Source organism: Yinghuangia sp. ASG 101, from assembly GCF_021165735.1.
Lineage (GTDB): Bacteria > Actinomycetota > Actinomycetes > Streptomycetales > Streptomycetaceae > Yinghuangia.
The window spans coordinates 1,060,289-1,083,404 of sequence record NZ_CP088911.1 but is presented as its reverse complement, the minus strand read 5'-3'; the positions used below and the strand labels follow the sequence as shown (position 1 = coordinate 1,083,404).

Below are 23,116 nucleotides of genomic sequence, written 5' to 3'. Positions count from 1 at the left end.
GGCGGCGGAGGGCCGTGGTCGGGTACCTGCCGTTCAGGCGGCCGTTCCCGGTACCGCTGCCGAGCGGCCTCCCGCGGTCAGGCGCGGCGGGCGCCGAGGGGGCGGTAGACGACGAGGCGGCGGCCCTTGGCGATGCGGAGTTGGGAGGCGCCGGGGCGGACCTCGCCGTCGACGGCGAGGGGGGCGCCTTCCTGGATCTCGGTGAGGCGCATCGCGCGGGCGGTGGAGGCCTCGTAGACGCGGGAGCGGGCCAGGGTGCCCGACAGGACCGCGGCGACCAGGCGGATGCGCGCGGCGGGCCGGGCGGCGTCGACGAGGCGGACGTCGAGGAGCCCGTCGTGCAGGTTCGGGCGGTATGTGGGGGCGAAGCCCGGCGGGGCGTAGACGCCGTTGCCGAGGAACAGCAGCCAGACCGAGCGGGCGCGGCCGTTGACGCGGAGTTTGACCGGCCGCGCCTCCTTCAGCACCTCCACGAGGCCGACCAGCATCGCGGGCCACTTGCCGATGCGGCGCTCCAGCGACTCCCGCGCCCGGACCAGGTCGGGGTACACGCCGACGGAGAACGTGTTGAGGAAGACCTCCGGCTCGGTGCCGCTCAGCGGGCCGAAGTCGTACGTGCGGTCGCGGGCGATCTCGGCGACGTCGACGAGGACGGCCTCGCCCGCGCGCACCGCCCGGGCGGTGTCCTCGTACCGCTGGAGGCCCAGGTCGGCGGCGAAGTGGTTGAGCGTCCCGGCCGGGAACACCGCGAGCGGGCAGCCGAAGTCCAGCGCGACCTTCGCCGCCGCGTTGATCGACCCGTCGCCGCCCGCGACCCCGAGGACGACCGCCTCGGAGGCGGCGGCGCGCAGCATCTCGACCAGGTCGGAGCCGACCGGATCGGCGTCCGGCGACGGGGGCGGGCCGGGGGAGAGGCGCGCGTCCGGGTCGGTCTCGGGTGCGTTGCGTTCGATGACGGTGGCCAGCGGCAGCAGTTCGCGCAGCCTCGGCGCGACCTCGCCGTCCGGGCCGGCCGACGCGTTGACCACGACGATCAGGCCCTCGCCGCCCGGCAGCGCGGGCACGCGTACGCGCGGCTGCGGCGCGAACGCGGCGACGACCGGGCGCCTCGGCCACCACCGCAGCGTCAGCACCGCCGCCCCCGCGCCGAGTGCCGCGCCCGCGAGCACGTCCCCGGGGTAGTGCACGCCGGTGTAGACGCGCGAGAACGCGACGCCGGTCGCGAGGACGGCCGCCGCCGCGCCGAGGGACCGCGACTCCAGTGCGACGCCCGTCGCGAACGCCGCGGCGGAGGCCGCGTGCCCCGACGGGAACGACGACGTCCACGGCTGCCGCGGCAGGCGGCGTACGTGGGGGACCAGGTCGAGGACCGGGCGCGGGCGGCGCGTCCACGATTTGACGACGACGTTCGTCACCGTCGACGCCAGCGCCACCGAGCCCAGTCCGCGCAGCGCCGCGCGGCGCCCCGACCGGCCGCCCGACAGCGCCATCGACGCGCCCGCCACCATCCACAGCCGCGACCGGTTCGCGGACCGCGACAGCGCCGGGAGCGCCCGGTTGGCCCACGGCACGTGGTGCGACGCGACCCACGCGAACGCGGCCTGGTCGGCCCGGTGGACGCGGCCCAGCGTGCCCGGCCGCGCCGCTCCCGCCAGGTGGCGCGGCGCCGCGCCCGCCGCGCTGGCCACGCCCAGCGCGCCCGCGACCCCCGCGGCCAGGCCGGTCACGCGGCTGCCGACGGAGTCCGCGGCGGCCCGCCGCCACGCGGTGACCGCCGCGGCGCCGCTCCATCCCCCGACGCCGCTCAATCCGTTTCCGCCGCCCGCCGCCTTCGCCATGCCGATCCCGCCGCCCGTGCCGTTCTCGAACCCACCGCGGACCCCACCGCCGATGCCGCCGATGCCGCCGACGGCGGTGCCGACCCGGCCCGCCGCCTCGCGCCGGGCACCGGACCCGAGGGCCGTCCTGCCCATGATCGCCCGGGCCGCCGCCGCGCTCACCCCGATCGCGACCGCCGCCGCGACCGCGGACCCGGTGCCCGGCACCGCGCCCGGCACCCGCGCCGGGCCCGTCCCGCGCGTGCTCATCGGGCGAGTGCCCCGGCCAGCCGGGCCAAATCGCCGCGGTACTCGATCACGGACTCCCACGCGCCCGGCCACGCCCCCATGCCGTACGCCGCCCCGGCGAACGCGCCCGCCAGCGCCGCGATCGAATCCGAGTCGCCCGAGGTCGCCGCCGCGCGGGCCAGCGCGTCCACCGGCTCGTCCTCGTACAGCAGCACGCACAGCAGGGCGGTCGCCAGCGCCTCCTCCGCGATCCAACCCGCGCCCGTCACGTGGCAGGGGTCGCCGCGCCGGTCGCCCAGCGCCACCGCCGTGTCGAGCCGGTCCAGGACGCCCAGGCACTCGTCCCAGCCCCGGGCGATGAACGCCTCCGGCGTCGTCCCGAACGGTCCGCGCCACAGCCGGTCGCCGAGCCAGTCGCCGTGGTACACCTCGCGCTGCGCCCGGGCGTGGGCGCGCAGGTACGCGGGCAGGTCGCGCGGGGCCACGCCGTCGAGCAGCGCGTACACCGCCGCCGCGGTCAGGTCCGACGCGGCCAGCGCGGTCGGGTGGCCGTGGGTGAGCGCGGACTGCAACTGCGCCGCCCCGCACCGCTGCGCCTCGTCGATGCCGTCGAGCAGCGCCACGGGCGACACGCGCATGTTGGCGCCGCAGCCCTTGGACCCGCGCATGGTGGCGTCCACCCACGACACGACGTCGCGCAGCGCCTCGCACGCGCGCAGGCAGGTGGTGCCGGGGGCGCGGTTGTTGTCAGGTGAGGCGTACCAGGCCAGGAAGCGGTCGCGCAGGTGCGCCGCGAACGGTTCGGGGGCGAGGGGGCCGTCGGCGACGGTGTCGGCGAGGGCGTCCGCGACGGCGAGGGCCATCTGCGTGTCGTCGGTCACCATGGCGACGCCGCCGTGCACCGGCAGGTCGCGCGGGCCGGGGATGTCGTGGCGGCGCATGATCTCCGCGTACGACAGGAACTCGGTCGGGGCGCCCAGCGCGTCCCCGTAGGCGAGTCCGAACAGCGAACCGGCCACCCGGTCGTACCCCACGCGCGCACTCCCTCACTTCGCGGCACGGGCCGCCGCGAGAACTCACGGCAGCGTAACGCGCCGGGCGCGCGGGCACGCGGCGGCGGGGACGCGGACCGGGCCGCGGGCACCGCAGGGGGAGCCACGCGAACCGTCCGCCGGGACAAGCGCGTTCGCGTGGCCGGAGGCCTCCCCGCCGGGCCCGGCGGGGAGGCGCCCGTGGGTAAGGCCTAGGGCCGGTGGCGCATCGGGTGGTCGTCGGGGATCTGGACGACGCAGATGCGCAGGCCGTCCGGGTCGGCGATCCACATCTCGTCCAACCCCCAGGGCTCGCGGCGCGGTTCCCGCAGGATCAGGGCGCCGCGCTCGGTGAGTTCCTTGTGGGCGGCGGGCAGGTCGCGCACCTGGATCCACAGCTGCGTCGCGGGCGTCGGTGCGGTGTCCGCGCCGGAGGAGACCTCCAGGAATCCGCCGCCGAGGAAGAAGACCGTGCCCCGGTGGTCGCCGGTGCCGAACTCGCGGAAGATCGCGAGTCCGAGGACGTCGCGGTAGAAGGCGCGGCTGCGTTCGAGGTCGGTGGGCCGCAGGAGAACGCGGCTGCTCAGGACGTCCATGCCCGTCTTTTCGCCCGACCGAAGCCGGGTTATGCCTGTTCGGCGGGACTCAGCCGCTTTCGTACGCCCGCCCGCCGGTGCCCCGGTCGGGCGCGTCCGCCGCCGTCGCCAGCGCGGCCGGCAGCGCGCCCCACAGCAGTTCGGTCAGATACACCGTCAGTTCGGCGCGGTCGCACGGGTGTTCGTCGAGCCACCAGTCGCCGGAGGCCTGGACCATGCCGACGATGCCGTGCGCCCACGCCCGTGCGAGGACGCCGCTCGCGCCCAACGGGTCGAACGACGCGGCGAGTTCCTCGCCAATCCGGCGCTGGTACGCGGTCACGTGGCCGCGCACGTCCGCCGACTCGGCGCCCGCGTGGTGCAGGAGGAACCGGTACAGCTGCGGGTTCGCCTCGATGTGCGCGAGATAGGTGTCGATGGTGGCCCGGATCCGCTCGCGCGGCGTCGTGCGGCGCCCGGGGCGGACGGCGGCGCGGATCGCGAGCGCCAGGTCCTCGGTGTGGCGCTCGGCCAGGGCCCGGTACAGGCCGTCCTTGTCGCCGAAGTGGCGGTACAGGATCGGCTTGGTGATGCCGGCCTCGGCGGCGATGGTGTTCATCGACACGTCGGGGCCGTCGCGCATGACGACGCGGTCGGCGGCGTCCAGCAGGTCCTGCCGACGCGCGGGGGAGCGGCGGCCCGCAGGGGAGCCCGGCGCCGGGCCGGGGACTTCGTGGTCGGTCATGCGGCCCTCGGCCTGGTTCTGATGGAGCGTCAGTAAATCTTGACGGATGTTACCAGGGGTAACAGACTGCGGTTGCCCCCTTCCGCGAAGGAGCCCGATGACCCCCTTCTCCCTGCACCTGTCCGACGACCAGCGGACCGTCCGCGACTGGGTGCACGCCTTCGCCGCCGACGTCCTGCGCCCGTCCGCGGCCGAGTGGGACGAACGCGAGGAGACGCCCTGGCCGGTCATCCAGGAGGCCGCCCGGATCGGCCTGTACTCCCTCGACTTCTTCTCCGCCCAGGCCTCCGACCCGACCGGCCTCGGCATCCCGCTGACCATGGAGGAGCTGTTCTGGGGCGACGCCGGCCTCGGGCTCGCGATCACCGGCACGACGCTCGCCGCCGCCGGCGTGGTCGCCAACGGCACCCCCGACCAGGTCGCCACATGGGTGCCCGCGATGTTCGGCACCCCCGACGACGTCAAGGTCGCCGCGTTCTGCTCCAGCGAGCCCGACGCCGGCTCCGACGTCTCCGCGATGCGCACCCGGGCCGTGTACGACGAGGCCGGCGGCGACTGGGTGCTCGACGGCGTCAAGACCTGGGCGACGAACGGCGGCATCGCGCACGTCCACGTCGTCGTGGCCACCGTGGATCCCGCACTCGGCGCGCGCGGCCACGCGAGCTTCGTCGTTCCGCCGGGCACCCCCGGGCTCGGCCAGGGCCAGAAGTTCCGGAAGCACGGCATCCGGGCGTCGCACACGGCCGAGGTCGTCCTGGAGAACGTCCGTGTCCCCGGCGACTGCCTGCTCGGCGGCAAGGACAAGCTCGACGCACGCCTGGCCCGTGCCCGCGACGGTGTCGGCTCCGGGCGCGGCAACGCCGCGATGGCCACGTTCGAGTCGTCCCGGCCCGCGGTCGGCGCGCAGGCCGTCGGCATCGCGCGCGCCGCGTACGAATACGCGCTCGACTACGCGCGCACGCGCGAGCAGTTCGGCCGCCCGATCATCGACAACCAGGGCGTCGCCTTCACCCTCGCCGACATGCGCACCCGCATCGACGCCGCCCGCCTCCTGGTCTGGCGCGCGTCGTGGATGGCCGCCACGGGACAGGCGTTCGACGCGGCCGAGGGGTCGATGTCGAAGCTGTACGCCGGCGAGACGGCGAAACAGGTCACCGCGCAGGCGATGCAGATCCTCGGCGGCAACGGGTTCACCCGCGAGTACCCCGTCGAGCGGATGCACCGCGACAGCGCGGTCTACACCGTCTTCGAGGGCACCAGCGAGATCCAGCGCCTGGTCATCGCCCGGAGCATCAGCGGGGTCCCGATCCGCTGAGCGCGCGCCGCCGCGAGACACCGCGACCGGGAGCGGTCGCGCGGGCTCTCGGCGACGCGTTCGCGCACGTCAGCCCGGGGGCACCGGCTCCGGCTTCGGCTCGGGGCCGGGCTCGGGCGGGAGCGGGTCCGGGAAGGGGTCGGGCAGCGGATCGGGCTCGGGGCCCGGTTCCGGTCCCGGCTCCGGCCCCGGCCTCCGCCCCGGCGGAATGGGTTCAGGCGGCCACGGCCCCGGCGGACCGGGGGGAGCCGGCGGACTCGGCGGATGGGTCACGGCAACCTCCTCGCGCGATCGGGCAATCCCCCACGGGGAACCGCATACCCTGCGGCTCCGGCCCGACACCGAACCGTTTCGACAACGCGCGCCGGGGGCAGGGCCGGCCCGGCACCGGCCGACCGCCGCCGCGAGGCCCCGCCGCCCGACCCCGACGCCTCGGCCGGTCCGACGCCGACGGGGTCGACATCCTGCCCGGGGGGCTCCGCACCGTCGTGACGCTCATCCGCCTCGACATGCTGCGCTCGCGCGGGACGCGCCGCGAGGAGCCCGCCGACCGCTCCGGCGCGGCCTCCGTTCCGCCGCGCCGCGACGGTCCGCGCCGTACGGAACAAAAGCCGCCTCTCCGGCATTGACCGAATGCTCGGCCCCGGGGCCCGCCGCCCGCCTCCGCGCCGCGATCGAGCCCGGGCGCCCGTCCGCCGAACCGGGCCCCGCCTCGGAACACCACGCCGTGACGGCCGCCCGGACCGGTCCGCACGCCGCCCGCGCGGCTAATCTGACCCCTGATCAATCACCCGATAACCGTCCAAACAGCCCAGGCGTCCCGCCCACGCCGCACGCGTCCCACCGACCCCCCACCGACCCCACCGACCCCACCGGAGCGACCACCATGTCGAACCAGGTCCCGATCACCTCCACCGCACTCCCCGGCATCGGCACCCAATACGTCCTGCAGACCGCCGGGGGACGCGCCCTCAGCATCGTCGCGGCCCGCGACGGCCGCCGCAGCATCGCGATCTTCGAGATCGACGACCCCGACGCGTGCGGCCCCGGCGTCCGCCTCACCCCCGCCGAAGCCGCCGCGCTGGCCGACCTCCTCACGGGCGAGTAGCCGCCGAGCCACCGACCGGAGCCGCGCCGACCGATGCACGACACCACCACACTCCTGATCCAACTGGGCGCCATGCTCCTCGGCCTCAGCGTGCTCGGCCGCCTCGCCGCGCGCGTGGGGATGTCGCCGATCCCCGTCTACCTGCTCGCCGGCCTCGCGTTCGGCCACGGCGGGCTGGTCAGCCTCTCCGCGAGCGACGGATTCGTCTCCGCCGGCGCCGAGATCGGCGTCATCCTGCTCCTGTTACTCCTCGGCCTCGAATACAACGCCGGGGAACTCGTCACCAACCTCCGCTCCGGCGCCCCCGCCGGCGGCATCGACTGCCTCCTCAACGCCACCCCCGGGTACGCCGCGGGCCTCCTCCTCGGCTTCGACCCCGTCGGATGCATCGCCCTCGCCGGGGTCACCTGGGTCTCGTCCTCCGGCGTGATCGCCAAGATCCTCGGCGACCTCGGCCGCCTCGGGAACCGCGAGACGCCCACACTGCTCAGCGTCCTGGTCATCGAAGACCTCGCGATGGCGCTGTACCTGCCGATCCTCACCGCGCTGCTCTCCGGCGTCGGGCTCCTCGGCGGCAGCGTCACCGTGGTCATCGCGCTCGCCGCGATCGCGATCGTCCTCACCATCGCGCTGCGCCACGGCTCGAAGGTCTCCAAGGCGCTCTCCACCGACGAACCCGAGTTCCTGCTGCTCGGCGTGCTCGGCCTCACCGTCCTCGTCGCCGGACTCGCCGACCGGCTGCAGATCTCCGCGGCCGTCGGCGCGTTCCTCGTCGGCATCGCCATCTCCGACGAGGTCGCCGAACACGCCCAACAGCTCCTCGCACCGCTCCGCGACCTGTTCGCCGCCGTCTTCTTCGTCTTCTTCGGCCTGTCCACCGACCCCACGCACCTGCCGCCCGTCCTGCTGCCGGCGTTCCTGCTCGCCGCCGTCACCGCGCTCACCAAGATCGCCACCGGCTACTGGGCCGCGCGCCGCGCCGGCATCGCCAAACCCGGCGGCTACCGGGCTGGGGGAGCGCTCGTCGCGCGGGGCGAGTTCTCCATCGTCATCGCCGGCCTCGCCGTCGCCGACGGAACCGACGCCCGCCTCGGCCCGCTCGCCGCCGGGTACGTCCTGATCCTCGTCGTCGCCGGACCGCTCACCGCGCGCTTCACCGAACCGGCGCTGCGCCGCCTCTTCGGCCCCGCCCCGGCCCGGCGGCCCGCCCCCGCGCCGGACGAGCTCGACCTGCTGCCGTGACGCGGCCGAACGCCCGTCCCACAGCGCGGCGGACGCGCCGGAGCGGGACGGCGGACGCGGCCGGGCGGCGGCCTCACCGGCGCCGCGGGACCAGCCACCACGCCGCCACGGCGGTCGCGATCAGCACAACACCGCCTCCGCGAGCACACTCGTCCGCATCCCCGACCGGGCGAACCCGCCGGCCGCCGGACCGGACACCGCGGCGCCGAACACCGCCGCCCGGCCCCGGGCTGCGACCGCGTCACCGCAGGTCAGCGGCCCTGTGGAGGCGCCGGTGGGGAAGCCGCCCCGAGTAGATGCCCCCGATCAGGGCAGCGTCGTCACTGGCGAGCGGCCCGGCAGGGCGCCGCCGCTTCCCGGTTCCGCCGTTCCGGGGCGGCCCTCGTGTGCCGCCGGCGGGGAACCAGACGGGCGGGTACGCGACCGCCGTGTGCGGCCCGCCGCGACCATGAAGGAGTTCCCACCATGTGTGGCTTGAGCGGAGAGGTTCGCTTCGACGGGCACCGACCCGACGTCGCGGCGGTCGAACGCATGACCGACCGTCTCGCGGCGCGCGGACCGGACGGCCGAGGCGTATGGTCCCAAGGCGCGGTCGCGCTCGGACACCGCCGGCTCGAAGTCATCGACCTGTCGCAACGCGGCACGCAGCCGATGACCGACCCGCACACAGGGCTCACCGCGGTCTTCAACGGCTGCATCTACAACTACCGCGAACTCCGCGCCACACTCCGCGCCCGAGGGCACCGCTTCTTCTCCACCTCGGACACCGAGGTGCTCATGACGGCCTACCGCGAGTGGGGCCTCTCCTGCGTCGAACGCCTGTACGGCATGTTCGCGTTCGCCATCGTCGAGCACGACAGCGGCCGCGTGATCCTCGGCCGCGACCGGCTCGGCGTCAAACCGCTCTACCTCTCCGACCAGACCGGCCGGCTCCGCTTCGCGTCGTCGCTGCCCGCGCTGCTCGCCGCCGGCGGCGTCGACACGTCCCTCGACCCGGTCGCCCTGCACCAATACCTGTCGCTGCACGCGACCGTGGCCGCGCCGCGCACGATCCTGAACGGCGTCCGGAAACTCCCGCCCGCGACGGTACGCGTCGTCGAGCCCGACGGCAGACACACCGACCGCCGTTATTGGCACCCCGCGTACTCCCGCCGCGCCGAACACGCGGACATGGACGCCGAGGACTGGCGCGACGCGGTCCTCGCCGCCCTGCGCACGTCCGTGCGGCGCCGCGCGGTCGCGGACGTCCAGGTGGGCGTCCTGCTGTCCGGCGGCCTGGACTCCAGCCTCCTCGTGGCCCTCCTCGCCGAGGAGCAGCACGAGGACCTGGCGACGTTCAGCGTCGGCTTCGAGACCGAAGGCGGCGAAGTGGGCGACGAGTTCGCCTACTCCAACCTCGTCGCCCGGCACTTCGCCACCGACCACCACCAGATTCTCGTCCCGTCCGACCGGCTGCCCCTCGCGCTGGACCGCGCGGTCGCCGCCATGAGCGAACCGATGACCAGCCACGACGTCGTCGCGTTCCACCTGCTGTCGGAACAGGTCGCCAAACACGTCAAGGTCGTGCAGTCCGGCCAGGGCGCCGACGAGGTGTTCGCCGGCTACCACTGGTACCCGCACTTCGCGGGCGCGGCCCGCCACGACGCCGCGACGGCGTACGCCGACGTCTACTTCGACCGCCCGCACGCCGACCTCGCGCACATGCTCGAACCCGCGATGCTGCCCGCCCGCGACGCGTCGGCGGACCTGGTCGGCACCCACATGTCCGAGCCCGGCGCCGACACCGCGCTCGACGCCGCGCTGCGCCTGGACACGCACGTGATGATGGTCGACGACCCGGTCAAGCGCGTCGACAACATGACCTCCGACTGGGGCCTGGAGGCGCGCGTCCCGTTCCTGGACCACGAACTCGTCGAACTCGCCGCCGCCTGCCCGCCCGGACTCAAACTCGCCGACGGCGGCAAGGGCGTCCTCAAGGACGCCGGGCGCCGCGTCCTGCCGCGCGAGGTCGTCGACCGGCCCAAGGGCTACTTCCCGGTGCCCGCGATCCGGCACATGGCCGGCCCCGTCCTCGAACGCGTGCGCGAAGCGCTCACCGCGCCCGAGGCCCGCCGCCGCGGCGTGTTCCGCCCCGCATGCGTCGACGCGTTCCTCGCGGAGCCCGACGCCCACCGCACCAAACGAGGGGCGAACGCCCTATGGCAGATCGCCCTGTTGGAGATATGGCTGCAAGAGCACCGGATCAGCTGACCGGCGCCCCCACCCCCTCGGGGCCGGTCCCGATGCCGCTGCCCGACGCGGTCGGACACGGCACGGCCGCCCCGCGCGTCGCGGCCCACAGCTGCCTCCAGCCGAGCGCGTCGCCCTCCGGCGGCCACGTCGCCTTCATCTGCGACCGCGACGGCATCCCGCAACTGTGGGTCGCCGCCGAGGACGAGACCGTCCCGCGCGCGCTCGACACCGGCCCGGACCCGGTACGCGAGGTCTCCTGGTCGCCCGACGGCCGGTGGATCGCGTACACGACCACCCCCGGCGGCAGCGAGCACACCAGGGTGTTGTGCGTACGCCCCGACGGGACCGGGCGCCGCGTGCTGGCCGGCGCGGACCCCGGGCAGTCGGCACACCTCGGCGCGTGGACGCGCGACGGGGGCGCGCTGGCGATCACCGTCACGGAAGGCGGCACGGGAACCCAGGGCACGGGGGCCGCGCTCGCCGACGCTCTCGACCCCGGCACCCCCGCGCGTCCCCGCGAGGGCTTCGACACGGGGTCGCGGTGGACGTCGCCGAGCGACGGCACGGCGGGCGACGGTCGTACCGACACCGGGCGCGGCGGTGAGGACGAGAGCCTGTCCCCGCCACGGCCGCGCGAGGGAGCCGCCGGCGACGGGCCGCCTCCCGACGCGTCACACGACGGTCTGCCCCGCACGTGGCCGCGCGAGGGCGTCGGCGCCGAGGGCTACCCGCTGCGCCGCCGTCTCACCGCGTACCTGGTCGACCCGGACGGCGTCGCCCCGACCCGGCTGCTGACCACCGAGGCGCACGCCTCGTCGCTGCGCGTCTGCGACCTCACGCCGGACGCCCGTTTCGCGCTCGTCCGGCGCGGGCCGCGCGGTCGCCGTGAGGGCGTCGTCCTGGACACCGCGTCCCGCGAGGCCGCGAGCGTGTTCCCCGTCGCCGACGGCGACCCGTGGATCGGACGCTTCACCGACCACGGCGGCGTCGTCTGGCTGCGCAGCGACGCCGACCGCGAATTCGCCGCCCTGTACGCGGCACGGCTGCGCCCGGACGGCACCTGCGCGGCCTTCTCCCCGATCGTCGCCCGCGACGGCGCGGGACTCGAACTGCTCCACATCCCGTACGGCGACGACGATCCGGCCGCACTGGTGTGGAACGTACGCGGACACAGCGAGCTGGAACTCGTCACCCGGGCGGCCGACCCGGAATCGGCCCGCCTCCCGGTCGGGGATCCGGCCGCCGATCCCGTCCCCGAGCCTGTCTGGGACCCCGCCCCGACTTCGGCCAACCCGCCGCCCGAAGTCGCGCCCGCCACACGGCGGTTCGAGCTGCCTGACGGCGGAGAGCGGGCCGGGGCGCCCGACTCCGCCCTCGTGCCGCTGCCGCACGAGGTCGTCACCCGGATCAGCCAGGCCGGCCCGGGCGCCTATCTGGTCGGGCTGTCCGGATCGCAACGCCCGCCCGGGGTCTGGCGCGTGCGTGCCACGGAGGCCGAACGCACGCGCTGGTCCGCGCGCGACGACGCGATCGCCGCCGCCGGACACCGTCCCGCGCCGCCCGAACTCCTCGAACTGTCGGCACGCGACGGCCTCGCGCTCAGCGGGTGGTACCACCGCGCGCCGGACCGCGCCCGCGACCGGCCGGGCCCGTGCGTCGTGCACCTGCACGGGGGACCGGAACTCCAGGAACGCCCGGTCTACGCCGCGATGTACCACGAACTGCTCGCCCGGGGCATCGACGTGTTCGCGCCCAACGTGCGCGGCTCGTCGGGTTTCGGGAGGTCGTTCGTCGACGCGGACCTCGGGGCGGGCCGGTTCGCCGCGATCGACGACGTCGCGGACTGCGCGGCCCACGCGGTGCTGTCGGGTCTCGCGGACCCCGCCGCGCTGGCCGTCATGGGCCATTCGTACGGCGGCTATCTCACGCTCGCGTCGCTCGTCCGGCACCCGGAGGTGTTCCGCACCGGCGTCACGGTGTGCGGGATGTCGTCGTTCGCGACGTTCTTCGCGGGCACCGAGCCGTGGATCGCCGAATCCGCCGCGGTCAAGTACGGCCACCCCGAGCGCGACCGCGAACTCCTGCGCGAACTCTCGCCGTTGACCCGCTTCGACGCGCTCCGGGTGCCTTTCCTCGCGGTGCACGGGGAGCACGACACCAACGTCCCGGTCGACGAGTCCCGGCAGGCGGTACGCGCCGCACGCGAGCGCGGCATCCCCGCGGAACTGCTGGTGCTCCGCGAGGAAGGCCACGACTTCCAACGCGCCGCCAACCGCGCCCTCTTCCGCACCCGCGCCGCCGACTGGCTGCAACGCCACACCACCGCCTGACCCGCACCGCGGCACGGGGGCCGTCGCCGACCCCGGCGCCTCACCCCGCCGCGTCGTCCCACTCCTCCAGGAGGGCGTCGGCCGTCTTCTCCGGTGAGGGTGGTGGTGTGTCGAGGTCTTGTTCGGCCCAGATGACCTTGCCGTCGGGGGTGTAGCGGGTTCCCCAGCGGGCGGCGAACTGGGCGACGAGGAAGAGGCCGCGTCCGCCCTCGTCGGTGGTGGTGGCGCGGCGCAGGTGGGGGGCGGTGCTGCTGCCGTCCGAGACCTCGCAGGTCAGGGTGCGGTCCAGAAGCAGGCGCACCTGGATCGGCTGGCGTCCGTAGCGGATCGCGTTCGTGATCAGTTCGCTCAGGATCAGCTCGGTGCTGAACGCGATGTCGTCGAACCCCCACGCGCCCAACTGCCGTGCGCACGCGGCCCGTACCGGCGCCACCGCCTCCGGGTTCTGGTGGACGGTCCACACCGCGACGTGGCCGGGGTCGAGGCGGCGGGTACGCGCGATGAGGAGGGCGACGTCGTCGACGGGCCGCGCCGGGAGCATGTCGTCCAGCACCGCGCTGCACATGCGGTCGGGATCGAGGTCGTGGGCGGCGGCCAGCGACGTGTGCAGGCGTCGCAGGCCCGTGTCGAGGTCGCGACGGCGGTTCTCGACCAGGCCGTCGGTGAACATCACCAGCCGGGTCCCCTCCGGCACGTCCAGTTCGGCGGTCTCGATCGGCAGGCTCCCGGCGAGGCCCAGCGGCGGCGACACCGGGATGTCGGGGAACTCGACCCGCCCGTCGGGCAGGACCAGCGCGGGATTGAGGTGGCCCGCGCGGGCCATCGCCAGGCGGCCGGTGACCGGATCGTAGATCGCGTACAGGCACGTCGCGCCCGTGATCGCCGCGCTGTCGTCGGTCAGCTCCAGGTCGCTGCGGGCGACCAACTCGTCCATGTGGCCGAGGAGTTCGTCGGGTGCCTGGTCGAGCATCGCGAAGTTGCGCGCGGCCGTGCGGAGCCGGCCCATCGTCGCGGCGGCGTGCAGGCCGTGGCCGACGACGTCGCCGACGGTCAGCGCGACCCGGGCGCCCGAGAGCGGCACCACGTCGAACCAGTCGCCGCCGACCCCGGCGGACGCGGGCAGGTAGCGGTACGCGATGTCCAGCGCGCTCTGCGCGGGCAGTTCGTGGGGCAGGAGGCTGCGCTGCAGGGCCACCGCGAGGGTGTGCTCGCGCGTGAACCGGCGGGCGTTGTCGATCGACAGCGCCGCGCGGGCGGCCAGTTCCTCGGCGATCGCGAGGTCCTCGTCGTCGAACGGCTCGGGGGTCTCCGCGCGCCAGAAGTTCGCCGCGCCCAACGTGACCCCTCGGGCCCGCAGCGGCACGCTGACCAGCGAGTGGATCCCGAACGCGGCGATCCGCCCCGCGAGTTCCGGGTCGCGGGACCACGGGTGCGCCGCGCCGAGGTCGGCGTGCAGGACGGGTCGGCCGGTCGCGGCGACCGCGTCCGGTGTCTCCGATTCGTCCTCGGTGCGCTCCCCGGCCCCGAGGACCGGCGGATCGGCGCGGGTGCTGCGGACGGCGGCCCGCCGCAGCCGCGCGCCCGCCGCCTCCTCGCCCCGGAACACCGGGTCGAGCAGGTCGACGGTCGCGACGTCGGCGAACCTCGGGACGGCGACCTCGGCCAGTTCCTCGGCGGTGCGTTCGACGTCGAGCGTGGTGCCGACGCGCACCCCCGCCTCGTACAGCAGCCCCAGGCGCTCGCGGGCGATGTCGATGCGGACCGCCAGCGCCCGCAATTCGGTGGTGTCGCGCAGCGTCACGACGTAGCCGAGCGAGCCGCCGCCCGCGACGGTCGGGCGCTTGTTCACCGACACGAGGCGGTCCCCGGACGTGTAGACCTCGTCGGTCGCGGCGCGCGGCGAGGCCAGGAGTCCGACCAGGTCGGGCCCCAGCCCGAGGTCCCCGACCGCCCGCGACTCGGCGTCGGCCGGGAGGTCGAGCAGGCGGCGGGCCTCGTCGTTGGCGAGCAGCAGGCGCCCGTCGTCCGCGACGATGAGCACCCCCTCGCGTACGGAGTGCAGCACCGCGTCGTGGTGCTCGTACATCCGGGTCATCTCCGCGGGGCCCAGCCCGCGGGTCTGCCGCCGCAGCCGCCTGCTCACCAGCGCGGTGACCCCCGCCGACAGCACCAGCGCGCCCGCGGTGCCGCCCAGGAGCAGCGGGATCTGGTCGTCGACCGTGCTGCCGACGGTCTGGGCGGTGATGCCGGCGATCACCGTGCCGAGAATCCGCCCGTCGGGGGCCCGGACCGGAACGGACGCGTTCACCACGCTGCCCCGGGGCGTCCGGGTGACCTCGGTCCGTTCGCGGCCTTTGCCGATGAACGCGAGCGTCGAGGGAGGCGCCGGGGTGCCGACCATGTCGGCCAGGGGGTGGGTGATGTAGACGCCGTTCGCGTCGACCACGACGACGAAGTCGACCTGCGCGCGGGAGCGGACCTGTTCGGCCCACGGCTGGAGCACCGCGCTCGGATCGGGGCCGCTCAGCGCCTGCACGGTGGCCGGCGACAGCGCGAAGGTCTCCGCCGCGGTCGACGACCGGTGCTTCGCGTCCGACCTGCTGGCGCGCTGCGCCTGGAGGACCAGGCCGGTCGCGGCGGCTGCCGCCAGCAGCAGGACGACGACGGTCTGGAAGGCCATCACCTGCCCGGCGACGGTCCGCGGGACCAGGCGGCGTGCCAAACGGCTCCCGTGACGCCGCCCCTGGGACGCCGCCCGGGAGACGGCCCCGAGGAATCGCCGGAAAACATCTGGCATAGGGACATTCTTAACATTTGGTTCACGGGGCCGCCGGAGGTCGCGGACGACCGTCCCGCGCCGCGTGTACTGCGATTTCAGTAGTCGCGGAGACGGCACGCGCACGACGACGCGAGGGGGGTGCCCGAAGGAGCCTGGACGCGTATCCGAGATCAGATGTGGAGCGTCCCCGATGGCGACCTTCCTGTACCGACTGGGCCGAGTGGCCTTCCGCCGACGGCGCTACGTCGTCCTGTTGTGGCTCGCGGTGCTCGCCGCGGTCGGCTTCGGCGCCGTGAGCGCGCCGGCTTCCCCCGACGACACGTCGTCGATGCCCGGTATCGAGGCCGGGCAGGCGTACGACCTCATGAACCAGCGGTTCCCCGGCACCGAGGCGGACGGCGCCACCGCCCGCATCGTCTTCGGCACCGCCGACGGGCAGCAGGTGACCGCGACCGCGAACCGCGCGGCCATCGAGCACGCGGTCGCCGACATCGCCGACGGCCCGCAGGTCGCCCGCGTCGTCAGCCCCTTCGACGACCCGTCCGCGGCGGTCAGCCAGGACGCGCGGACGGCGTACGCGACCGTGACCTACCAGGTCAAGGCCGACGACCTCTCCGCCGCGGGCAAGGCCGACCTGGAGCACGCCATCGACCAGGCGCGGCAGGCCGGCCTGACCGTCGAGGCCGGCGGTTCCGCCGTCGCCGAGACCCCCGGGGCGGGCGGACTCGCCGAGGCCATCGGCGTCGTCATCGCCGCCGCCGTCCTCCTGATCACGTTCGGGTCGCTCGCCGCCGCCGGGCTGCCGCTGCTCACCGCCGTCCTCGGCGTCGGCATCAGCATGGCGGCGATCCTCGCCCTCGGCAGCGCCTTCGGCCTGTCCGCGACGACCGGCACGCTCGCCTCGATGCTCGGCCTGGCGGTCGGCATCGACTACGCCGTCTTCGTCGTCGCCCGCTACCGCGAGGAGCGGGCCAAGGGCCATGCCCCCCAGGAAGCCGCCGGACTCGCCGCGGGCACGGCCGGATCCGCCGTCGTCTTCGCCGGCCTCACGGTCGTCATCGCGCTCGCCGGGCTGTCCGTCGTCGGGGTGCCGATGCTCACCAAGATGGGCCTGGCCGCGGCCGGGGCGGTCGTCGTCGCGGTGCTCATCGCCCTGACCCTGGTCCCCGCGCTGCTCGGGTTCTGGCCGCACGCGGTCCTCGGCCGGGGCGAGCGCAAGCGCACCAAGCGCGCCGCGAAGAAGCGGCGGAAGGAGAACGCGGGCGCGCGCTGGGCCCGGTTCGTCCTGCGGCGCCCGCTGCCCGTGCTGCTGGCCGCCGTCGCGGGCCTGGGCGCGCTCGCCGTCCCCGTCATGGACCTGCAGCTGGGCATGCCGGGCGACGAGGCCAAGTCCACCGCGAGCACCGAGCGCCGGGCGTACGACGCCCTCGCCGACGGCTTCGGCCCCGGCTTCAACGGCCCCCTGACGGTCGTGGTCGACGCCCGGCCCGCCGCCGACCCGGCCGCCGCGGTGTCCGCGCTGTCCGAGAAGATCGCCGGCACGGACGGCGTGGTCGGCGTCTCCACACCCCGCTTCAACACCGCCGGCGACACCGCGGTGCTCACCGTCACCCCGTCCACCGCCCCGACCAGCGAACGCACCAAGGACCTGGTCCACACCATCAGGAGCGAGCGCGCCGCCGCGGAAGCCGACACCGGGGCGACCTTCAAGGTCACCGGGACCACCGCGATGAACATCGACATCGCGCAGAAGATGCAGGACGCGCTGATCCCGTACCTCGTGGTCGTCGTCGGGCTCGCGTTCCTGCTCCTGCTGCTGGTCTTCCGGTCCGTGCTGGTGCCGCTCAAGGCCGCCCTCGGGTTCCTGCTGTCGGTCCTCGCGTCGCTCGGCGCGGTGGTGGCCGTGTTCCAGTGGGGGTGGTTCGCCGACCTCCTCGGTGTCGAGCAGACCGGGCCGATCATGAGCATGATGCCGATCTTCCTGGTCGGCATCGTCTTCGGACTGGCCATGGACTACGAGGTGTTCCTCGTCTCGCGCATGCGGGAGGCGTACGTCCGCGGCGAAGGCCCCGGCGCGGCCGTGGTGACCGGCTTCCGCTCCAGCGCCCGGGTCGTCGCGGCAGCCGCGCTGATCATGACGGCGGTCTTCTCCGGCTTCATCTCCGCCGGCGAGTCGATGGTCAAGATGATCGGCTTCGGCCTCGCGATCGCGGTCCTGTTCGACGCGTTCGTCGTCCGTATGGCGCTCGTCCCGGCCGTCTTCGCCCTGCTCGGCAAGGCCGCGTGGTGGCTGCCGCGCTGGCTGGACCGCCTGCTGCCGCACGTCGACGTCGAAGGCGAGGCACTGAGCCGGCGGGTGCCCGCGCCCCTCGGCGCGGACGACCCGGACACCCCGGACGCCGCGGGCCACGGCCCCGCGCGCGACCCGGTCCGCGTCTGACCGACCGCACCCGCACGGGCCCCGGACCGGCCCGTGCGGGTGCGCTGCCGCGCCGCGCGGCGCCGACACCGTCGACAATGGGTCCCGACCACTCGACCGGAGAACCGATGCTGACCACCTGGCGGCGCTACGCCGAGCGACACTCCCGCGCCACCGAAGCGGTGTTCCTGCTGCTGCTGTTCGCCGCCGCGGGGCCCGCGAGCCAGTACGCCAGCCACTCCTACAGCGCCGAAGGCCTCGGCTGGTTCCCGGGACAGATCAACGCCGCCGTCGCGTGCGTGGCCGTGCTGTGGCGCCACCGCTGTCCCCGCACCGTGGTCGCGGTCACCGCGGTGTGCGCCAGCGCGTCGGGCGGCCTCGGGTACCTCATCACGCCGCTGCTGCTCGCCCCGGTCATGGTCGCGCTGTACCAGCTCGCGGTCCGCGCGTCCCGCAGGACCACACAGGGCTACTGCCTCGGCGTCATCGCACTGATCGTCCTCACCGCCCTGCTGGCCGACGACTACGGCCACCCGCTGCTGCTCAAGACGCTCGGCCCGGCCTTCTGGCTCGTCGTCCCGGCGCTGACCGGCGCGATGGTCCAGACCCGGCGGGCCTACATCGACGAGGTACGGGCCCGCGCCGAACACGCCGAACGCACGCGCGAGGAGGAGGCCCGCCACCGCGTCGCCGAGGAGCGCGTGCGCATCGCCCGCGAACTCCACGACGTGGTCGCCCACCACCTCGCCCTCGCCAACGCGCAGGCCGGCACCGCGGCGCACCTCGTCCGCAACCGTCCCGAGCAGGCCGAGCGGATCCTCGTGGAACTGGCCGGCACCACGTCCTCCGCGCTGCGCGAACTCAAGGCGACGGTCGGCCTGTTGCGCCGGCCCGAGGATCCCGAGGCCCCCCTCGAACCGTCGCCCGGGCTGGACCGCCTCCCCGAACTGGTCACCGCGTTCGGCGGCGCGGGGCTCGACGTCGCGGTCACCACCGAGGGCGAGGCGCGACCGCTGTCGCCTGGTGTGGACCTGACGGCGTTCCGGATCGTCCAGGAAGCCCTGACCAACGTCGCGAAACACGCGGGCGTGACGCGCGCCGACGTGCGTCTCGCGTACGGCCCGAGGCTGCTGCGTGTCACCGTGACCAACGACCGCGGGGCCGTCGTGCCGGGCTCGCCGCCGTCGGCGTCCGGTGGCTTCGGTGTCATGGGCATGCGCGAACGCGCGCGGTCCGTGGGCGGCACCTTGCGCGCCGACCCGCGTCCGGACGGCGGATTCACCGTCGCGGCCGAACTGCCCCTCACCGTCTGAGCACCGCCGACCCGACCCGACGGAAGGACCCCCGACCGATGCCCATCCGCGTCCTGCTCGCCGACGACCAGGCCTTGCTGCGCACGACGTTCCGCATCCTGATCGACTCGTGCGACGACATGGAGGTGGTCGACGAGGCCGCCGACGGCGCCCAGGCCGTCGCGCGCACGCGGGCGCGGCGGCCCGACATCGTCCTGATGGACATCCGCATGCCCGGCACCGACGGGCTCACGGCGACCACCACGATCTGCGCCGACCCGGAGCTGGCGGACGTCCGCGTCCTCATCCTCACGACGTTCGAGACCGACGAGTACGTCGCGCAGGCCCTGCGCGCGGGGGCGAGCGGATTCCTCGGCAAGGACGTCACCGCGGACGCCCTCCTGGACGGCATCCGCACGGTCGCCGGGGGCGAGGCGCTGCTGTCGCCGACGGCCACGCGCGCCCTGATCACGCAGTTCCTCACCCCGTCGCGGCCACCCGCCGCCATGGCCGCGATCCTCGACTCGCTGACGACGCGCGAACGCGAGGTCATGGCGATGGCCGCCGAAGGCAGGTCCAACGGCGAGATCGCCGACGCACTGGTCGTCAGCCCCCTGACCGTCCGCACCCACATCCAGCGCGCGATGACGAAACTGAACGCCCGCGACCGGGCCCAACTCGTGGTCTTCGCCTACCAGTCGGGGTTGGTGACACCGTGAGCGCGCGGGGTGTGACGGGATGTGCCGCGGGGGATGTCCGACGCGGGTCGGGCGCTGCCGTCGCGTTGGTGCGGGGCTCGGGGAACCCGACCGGGGCGACGGCCGCATGGGCCCCAACTTGCGGTTTTCGCCCAGCAGCCGGAGCTGGTGACGCCTGAGCGCGGGGGCGCGACGGGTGGTCGCGCCGGGTCGTCGCCGAGGTGCCGCGCCGGGGTCGCGGCGCGCGGTTGTCCGACAAGGGGGGCGGATTACGGCCGGGGCCATCGCGTCGGCGTTGGGCTTGGGGAACCCGACCAGCGCGAGGGGGTGACGCACGGCGGCACCGCCGGCGCGGACCGGCGCCCCCGCGACCGGCCGCGGTTCCGACGTCGCGGGACGCGGTCCCGGGGGAGCACGACTGCGGTCTCGCGCCGCGCTGTTCGCGCCGCGCTGTTCGCGCCGCGCTTCTCGCGTTACCGTGCCGCGAGGCCGACCGGGGTGTTGTCCGTCGTGATCGTGTCGCGGTAGACCATGCCCGACAGCCGCAGTGCGAGCCGACGTGGGATCAGGGGCACGCGCGCGGCGGTGCTCAGGAGGAGGTTCCGGACCGCACGGAGACGGTGGTCGACGACGGCGAGGCGGGTGAGGCGGTCCGTGGCCGTGGCGATCCCGTCGGCGACCGGGCGCCGGGCGGCGTCGTACTCGTCGAGCAGGGTGAGCGGGCCGCCGTCGAGGATCGCGCCGAGTACGGGTGCGAGGGCGATGGCGTCGACGATACCGACGTTCATCCCCTGCCCGCCGACCGGGCTGTGCACGTGCGCGGCATCGCCGGCCACGACGAGGCGTCCCCGGTGGTAGTCGGCCGCGAGGCCGTGGTCGATGTGGAAGTACGAGCCCCAGTCGACGTGTTCGACGCGCGCCCGGTCCTGGTGCGGCCCCCGCGCGTCGAGCAGGTGTTGCACGAATCCCCGGTCGATCGCTCCCGGTCGCCGCTCCTCGGCGGCGACGATCCGGTGCAGCGGGCCGGGCAGGGGCGCGACGAGGAGAAGCCCCTCGGGGGAGAGGTACAGGACGGCCTGGTTCCGCGGCACCCCGCCCGAGAGCTTGGCGTCGGCCACCGCGAAGCCCTCGCGGTACGTCGGGCCGTCGAGCGCGATGCCCGCCGCCTCGCGGACCGTGCTGTGCCGGCCGTCGCACCCCACGGCGAAGGCCGCGCGGATCGCGCGCCCGTCCTCGGACCGCGCGACCACGCCGTTGTCGCCCTGCGTGACCGACGCGACCCTCCACGGGCGCAGCACACCGACGCCCAGGTCGGCCAGCCGATCCGCCAGCACCGCTTCGGTGACGTGTTGCGGGACCATCAGCGCGTACGGGTGGGCGGACGGGAGCCGGTCGAACGTGATCGGCATGAGCACCTGGTCGCGGTCACGCACCGTGATGCGGCGTACCGGGACGCCCAGCCCGATGAGGGTGTCGGCCGCACCCAGCCAGTCGAGCAGTTCCAGGGTCCTGGCGTGCACGATGACCGCCCGCGACGTCGCGCGCGACCGCTTCTCCCGGTCGGCGACCACGACCCGGCGCCCCTCCAGGGCCAGCGCCGCCCCCAACGCCAGGCCGGTCGGCCCCGCCCCGACGACCAGGACGTCGGTGTCGTCGACGGGTGCCCCGGCGGCGGTCACGAACGGTCCTTCCGCGGTCACGCTTCCACGGTAATGCGGTGACCGGAAAAGGTCCCCGGCTGCCGGGGCGGGCGGCAGACGGTGGGGGACCGGCGGTGGGCCGGTCCGCGCGGCGGGACTGCGGGACGGGAGAGTGCCCGGCCGGCTGTCGCGCCGCGGCGGCCGGGCGCCCGGCGGCGCGCCGCGGGAGCCCGACGGCGGGGGCGAGCCGTGGGCGGGTTCACCGCGTCCCCGCCACGCGGGTGCCTGCCGCGCGGCCTCCGCCCCGCGTGCGGGTGTTGTTGCCGCGCCCGGCGGGGAGGGTGGCGTCCGGCCCCTCCCGTGCGGGTGCCTCCGCCGGCGCTCCCGGCGCGGTGCGGGACGCCCGTCCGGGAGCCCGGGCCGGGGGACCCGCCCGGGTGGTGCCGGGGGCGTGGTCGTCGTGGTGTGCGGCGCCGGTTTTTCGGGCCCGGGTACCGGTCGCGGCGTGAGTCGATAGGTCCTTTCCGGTCACCGCGCAAGCCGAATGTGTGTGGCGTTTGGTACGCGAGTGCCGTGGTACCCGGGGAGGGGACCGGCCGGTCCGCGGCGGCGTCGGTGTCGCCCGCTCCGGACCGCGTCACCGTGGCTTTCGCGACCGCGAAGGAGCCCCCACCATGCCGGCCACCGCCCGCCTCGTCCGTACCGCGCGCCCTGATGCCCCGACCGGTGACGACGAGAGCGCCGAGACGCTCCTGTCGACCGAGCCCGAGGCGATGCGCCGGATGAACCGGACCGAGGTGCGGGCGCACACCGACCGCATGCTGCGGCGCCTGGCCCGGCTCGACGAGGGCACCGACGAGTACAGCCGGACGCGCGCCACGCTGATCGAGCTGAACACCGGGCTGGTGCGGCACATCGTGCGCGGTTTCGGCCGCCGCCCGGAGACGTTCGAGGATGTCTACCAGACCGGAGTGGTCGGCCTGATCAAGGCGATCGACCGGTACGACCCCGAGCGCGGCGTCGAGTTCGTCGCCTTCGCCACGCCGACGATCACCGGCGAGATCAAGCGCTTCTTCCGCGACACGTCATGGGGGGTCCACGTGTCGCGCGGACGGCAGGAGCTGTTCCTCGCGGTGGTCAAGGCCGGCGACCGCCTCCAGGCCGAATTGGGGCGGGACGCCACCGCCGAGGAGATCGCCGCGCATCTCGGGGTCACTCCCGAGGAGGTCGGCGAGGGACGGGACGCGGGCCGAGCGTTCCTCGTCGACTCCCTCGACGCGCCGACCGCCACCGAGGACCGCCAGGCGGCGACGCGCGGCGACATGATCGGTGCCGAGGACCCGGAACTCGACCTGGTCGATTTCCGCGCGTCGATCACACCGCTGATCCGCACGCTTTCCGAGCGCGAACAGCTCATCCTGCGCTGGCGGTTCTGGGACGACCTGACCCAGCGTCAGATCGGTGACCGGCTCGGCCTGTCGCAGATGCACATCTCCCGCCTGCTGACCGGGATCCTCGTGCGGTTGCGCGAGCACCTGGAGGCCGACCCCGCGGTGTCGGGGCACGAAGGGGACTGAGGCGAGCCGCCTCGGACGTACCGCACCCCGGCGCGCCTACGGCCGTCGACGGCCTTGGACCGCGTTC

General features: G+C 74.9%; 15 protein-coding genes. 9 read left to right on the top strand and 6 right to left on the bottom strand.

Translation table 11 applies throughout. The features are described 5' to 3' along the window. Positions 1-77: 77 nt before the first annotated feature. The 4 genes from LO772_RS04220 to LO772_RS04205 form a co-directional block, all read right to left on the bottom strand. Positions 78-2,087: a phosphatase PAP2 family protein gene (locus LO772_RS04220; protein WP_231776989.1), complete on the bottom strand. Its 2,010-nt coding sequence runs from the start codon at positions 2,085-2,087 to the stop codon at positions 78-80. Then, a complete protein-coding gene (locus LO772_RS04215) occupies positions 2,084-3,100 on the bottom strand; it encodes an ADP-ribosylglycohydrolase family protein (RefSeq protein ID WP_231776988.1) in 1,017 nt (338 codons plus the stop codon). The genes LO772_RS04220 and LO772_RS04215 overlap by 4 nt, the downstream gene beginning before the upstream one ends. 209 nt (positions 3,101-3,309) lie before the next feature. Beyond that, on the bottom strand, positions 3,310-3,693 hold the full coding sequence (locus LO772_RS04210; protein WP_231776987.1) for a VOC family protein: 384 nt from the start codon (positions 3,691-3,693) through the stop codon (positions 3,310-3,312). Positions 3,694-3,742: 49 nt separating this feature from the next. Continuing rightward, positions 3,743-4,417, bottom strand: coding sequence for a TetR family transcriptional regulator (locus LO772_RS04205; protein ID WP_231776986.1), 675 nt, complete (start codon positions 4,415-4,417; stop codon positions 3,743-3,745). A 97-nt stretch (positions 4,418-4,514) separates the two neighbouring features. Here LO772_RS04205 and LO772_RS04200 point away from each other — a divergent pair, with 97 nt between their 5' ends. The 5 genes from LO772_RS04200 to LO772_RS04180 all read left to right on the top strand — a co-directional run bounded on the left by LO772_RS04200 (position 4,515) and on the right by LO772_RS04180 (position 12,644). Further along, positions 4,515-5,732 carry an acyl-CoA dehydrogenase family protein gene (locus LO772_RS04200; protein ID WP_231776985.1) on the top strand — a complete coding sequence of 406 codons (1,218 nt, stop codon included), beginning with the start codon at positions 4,515-4,517 and terminating at the stop codon, positions 5,730-5,732. A gap of 886 nt (positions 5,733-6,618) precedes the next feature. Beyond that, positions 6,619-6,840 carry a hypothetical protein gene (locus LO772_RS04195; RefSeq protein ID WP_231776984.1) on the top strand — a complete coding sequence of 74 codons (222 nt, stop codon included), beginning with the start codon at positions 6,619-6,621 and terminating at the stop codon, positions 6,838-6,840. Between the two features lie 33 nt (positions 6,841-6,873). Then, positions 6,874-8,082: a cation:proton antiporter gene (locus tag LO772_RS04190; RefSeq protein WP_231776983.1), complete on the top strand. Its 1,209-nt coding sequence runs from the start codon at positions 6,874-6,876 to the stop codon at positions 8,080-8,082. Positions 8,083-8,547: 465 nt separating this feature from the next. Next, the gene (locus LO772_RS04185) at positions 8,548-10,332 is read left to right on the top strand and encodes an N-acetylglutaminylglutamine amidotransferase (protein ID WP_231776982.1); all 1,785 of its coding nucleotides are present in this window, start codon (positions 8,548-8,550) and stop codon (positions 10,330-10,332) included. Continuing rightward, complete coding sequence (locus tag LO772_RS04180) at positions 10,305-12,644, top strand: alpha/beta fold hydrolase (RefSeq protein WP_231776981.1); 2,340 nt, start codon at positions 10,305-10,307, stop codon at positions 12,642-12,644. Before LO772_RS04185 ends, LO772_RS04180 begins: the two co-directional genes overlap by 28 nt. 40 nt (positions 12,645-12,684) lie before the next feature. Here the strand turns inward: LO772_RS04180 and LO772_RS04175 are convergent, their stop codons facing one another. Next, positions 12,685-15,441 (bottom strand): SpoIIE family protein phosphatase, encoded by a 2,757-nt coding sequence (locus tag LO772_RS04175; protein ID WP_443089366.1) that lies wholly within the window; start codon positions 15,439-15,441, stop codon positions 12,685-12,687. 172 nt (positions 15,442-15,613) lie between these two features. Here LO772_RS04175 and LO772_RS04170 point away from each other — a divergent pair, with 172 nt between their 5' ends. From LO772_RS04170 to LO772_RS04160, 3 genes are all read left to right on the top strand, one after another. Further along, on the top strand, positions 15,614-17,863 hold the full coding sequence (locus LO772_RS04170) for an MMPL family transporter (protein WP_231776980.1): 2,250 nt from the start codon (positions 15,614-15,616) through the stop codon (positions 17,861-17,863). Between the two features lie 107 nt (positions 17,864-17,970). Beyond that, complete coding sequence (locus LO772_RS04165) at positions 17,971-19,155, top strand: sensor histidine kinase (protein ID WP_231776979.1); 1,185 nt, start codon at positions 17,971-17,973, stop codon at positions 19,153-19,155. Between the two features lie 38 nt (positions 19,156-19,193). After that, positions 19,194-19,853 (top strand): response regulator transcription factor, encoded by a 660-nt coding sequence (locus tag LO772_RS04160; protein WP_231776978.1) that lies wholly within the window; start codon positions 19,194-19,196, stop codon positions 19,851-19,853. 452 nt (positions 19,854-20,305) lie between these two features. Here the strand turns inward: LO772_RS04160 and LO772_RS04155 are convergent, their stop codons facing one another. Then, on the bottom strand, positions 20,306-21,532 hold the full coding sequence (locus LO772_RS04155; RefSeq protein ID WP_231776977.1) for an FAD-dependent oxidoreductase: 1,227 nt from the start codon (positions 21,530-21,532) through the stop codon (positions 20,306-20,308). 614 nt (positions 21,533-22,146) lie between these two features. Between LO772_RS04155 and LO772_RS04150 the strand changes: the two genes are divergently transcribed. Further along, positions 22,147-23,049 (top strand): SigB/SigF/SigG family RNA polymerase sigma factor, encoded by a 903-nt coding sequence (locus LO772_RS04150; protein WP_231776976.1) that lies wholly within the window; start codon positions 22,147-22,149, stop codon positions 23,047-23,049. Positions 23,050-23,116 lie beyond the last annotated feature (67 nt).

What these genes read in the sequence shown, in the direction of transcription:
- LO772_RS04180 (WP_231776981.1), top strand. Translation starts at nt 10,305, where the DNA reads ATGGCTGCAAGAGCACCGGATCAGCTGACCGGCGCCCCCACCCCCTCG.
- LO772_RS04165 (WP_231776979.1), top strand. Translation starts at nt 17,971, where the DNA reads ATGCTGACCACCTGGCGGCGCTACGCCGAGCGACACTCCCGCGCCACC.
- LO772_RS04170 (WP_231776980.1), top strand. Translation starts at nt 15,614, where the DNA reads ATGGCGACCTTCCTGTACCGACTGGGCCGAGTGGCCTTCCGCCGACGG.
- LO772_RS04210 (WP_231776987.1), bottom strand. Translation starts at nt 3,693, where the DNA reads ATGGACGTCCTGAGCAGCCGCGTTCTCCTGCGGCCCACCGACCTCGAA.
- LO772_RS04190 (WP_231776983.1), top strand. Translation starts at nt 6,874, where the DNA reads ATGCACGACACCACCACACTCCTGATCCAACTGGGCGCCATGCTCCTC.
- LO772_RS04200 (WP_231776985.1), top strand. Translation starts at nt 4,515, where the DNA reads ATGACCCCCTTCTCCCTGCACCTGTCCGACGACCAGCGGACCGTCCGC.
- LO772_RS04160 (WP_231776978.1), top strand. Translation starts at nt 19,194, where the DNA reads ATGCCCATCCGCGTCCTGCTCGCCGACGACCAGGCCTTGCTGCGCACG.
- LO772_RS04175 (WP_443089366.1), bottom strand. Translation starts at nt 15,441, where the DNA reads ATGCCAGATGTTTTCCGGCGATTCCTCGGGGCCGTCTCCCGGGCGGCG.
- LO772_RS04205 (WP_231776986.1), bottom strand. Translation starts at nt 4,417, where the DNA reads ATGACCGACCACGAAGTCCCCGGCCCGGCGCCGGGCTCCCCTGCGGGC.
- LO772_RS04220 (WP_231776989.1), bottom strand. Translation starts at nt 2,087, where the DNA reads ATGAGCACGCGCGGGACGGGCCCGGCGCGGGTGCCGGGCGCGGTGCCG.
- LO772_RS04185 (WP_231776982.1), top strand. Translation starts at nt 8,548, where the DNA reads ATGTGTGGCTTGAGCGGAGAGGTTCGCTTCGACGGGCACCGACCCGAC.
- LO772_RS04195 (WP_231776984.1), top strand. Translation starts at nt 6,619, where the DNA reads ATGTCGAACCAGGTCCCGATCACCTCCACCGCACTCCCCGGCATCGGC.
- LO772_RS04150 (WP_231776976.1), top strand. Translation starts at nt 22,147, where the DNA reads ATGCCGGCCACCGCCCGCCTCGTCCGTACCGCGCGCCCTGATGCCCCG.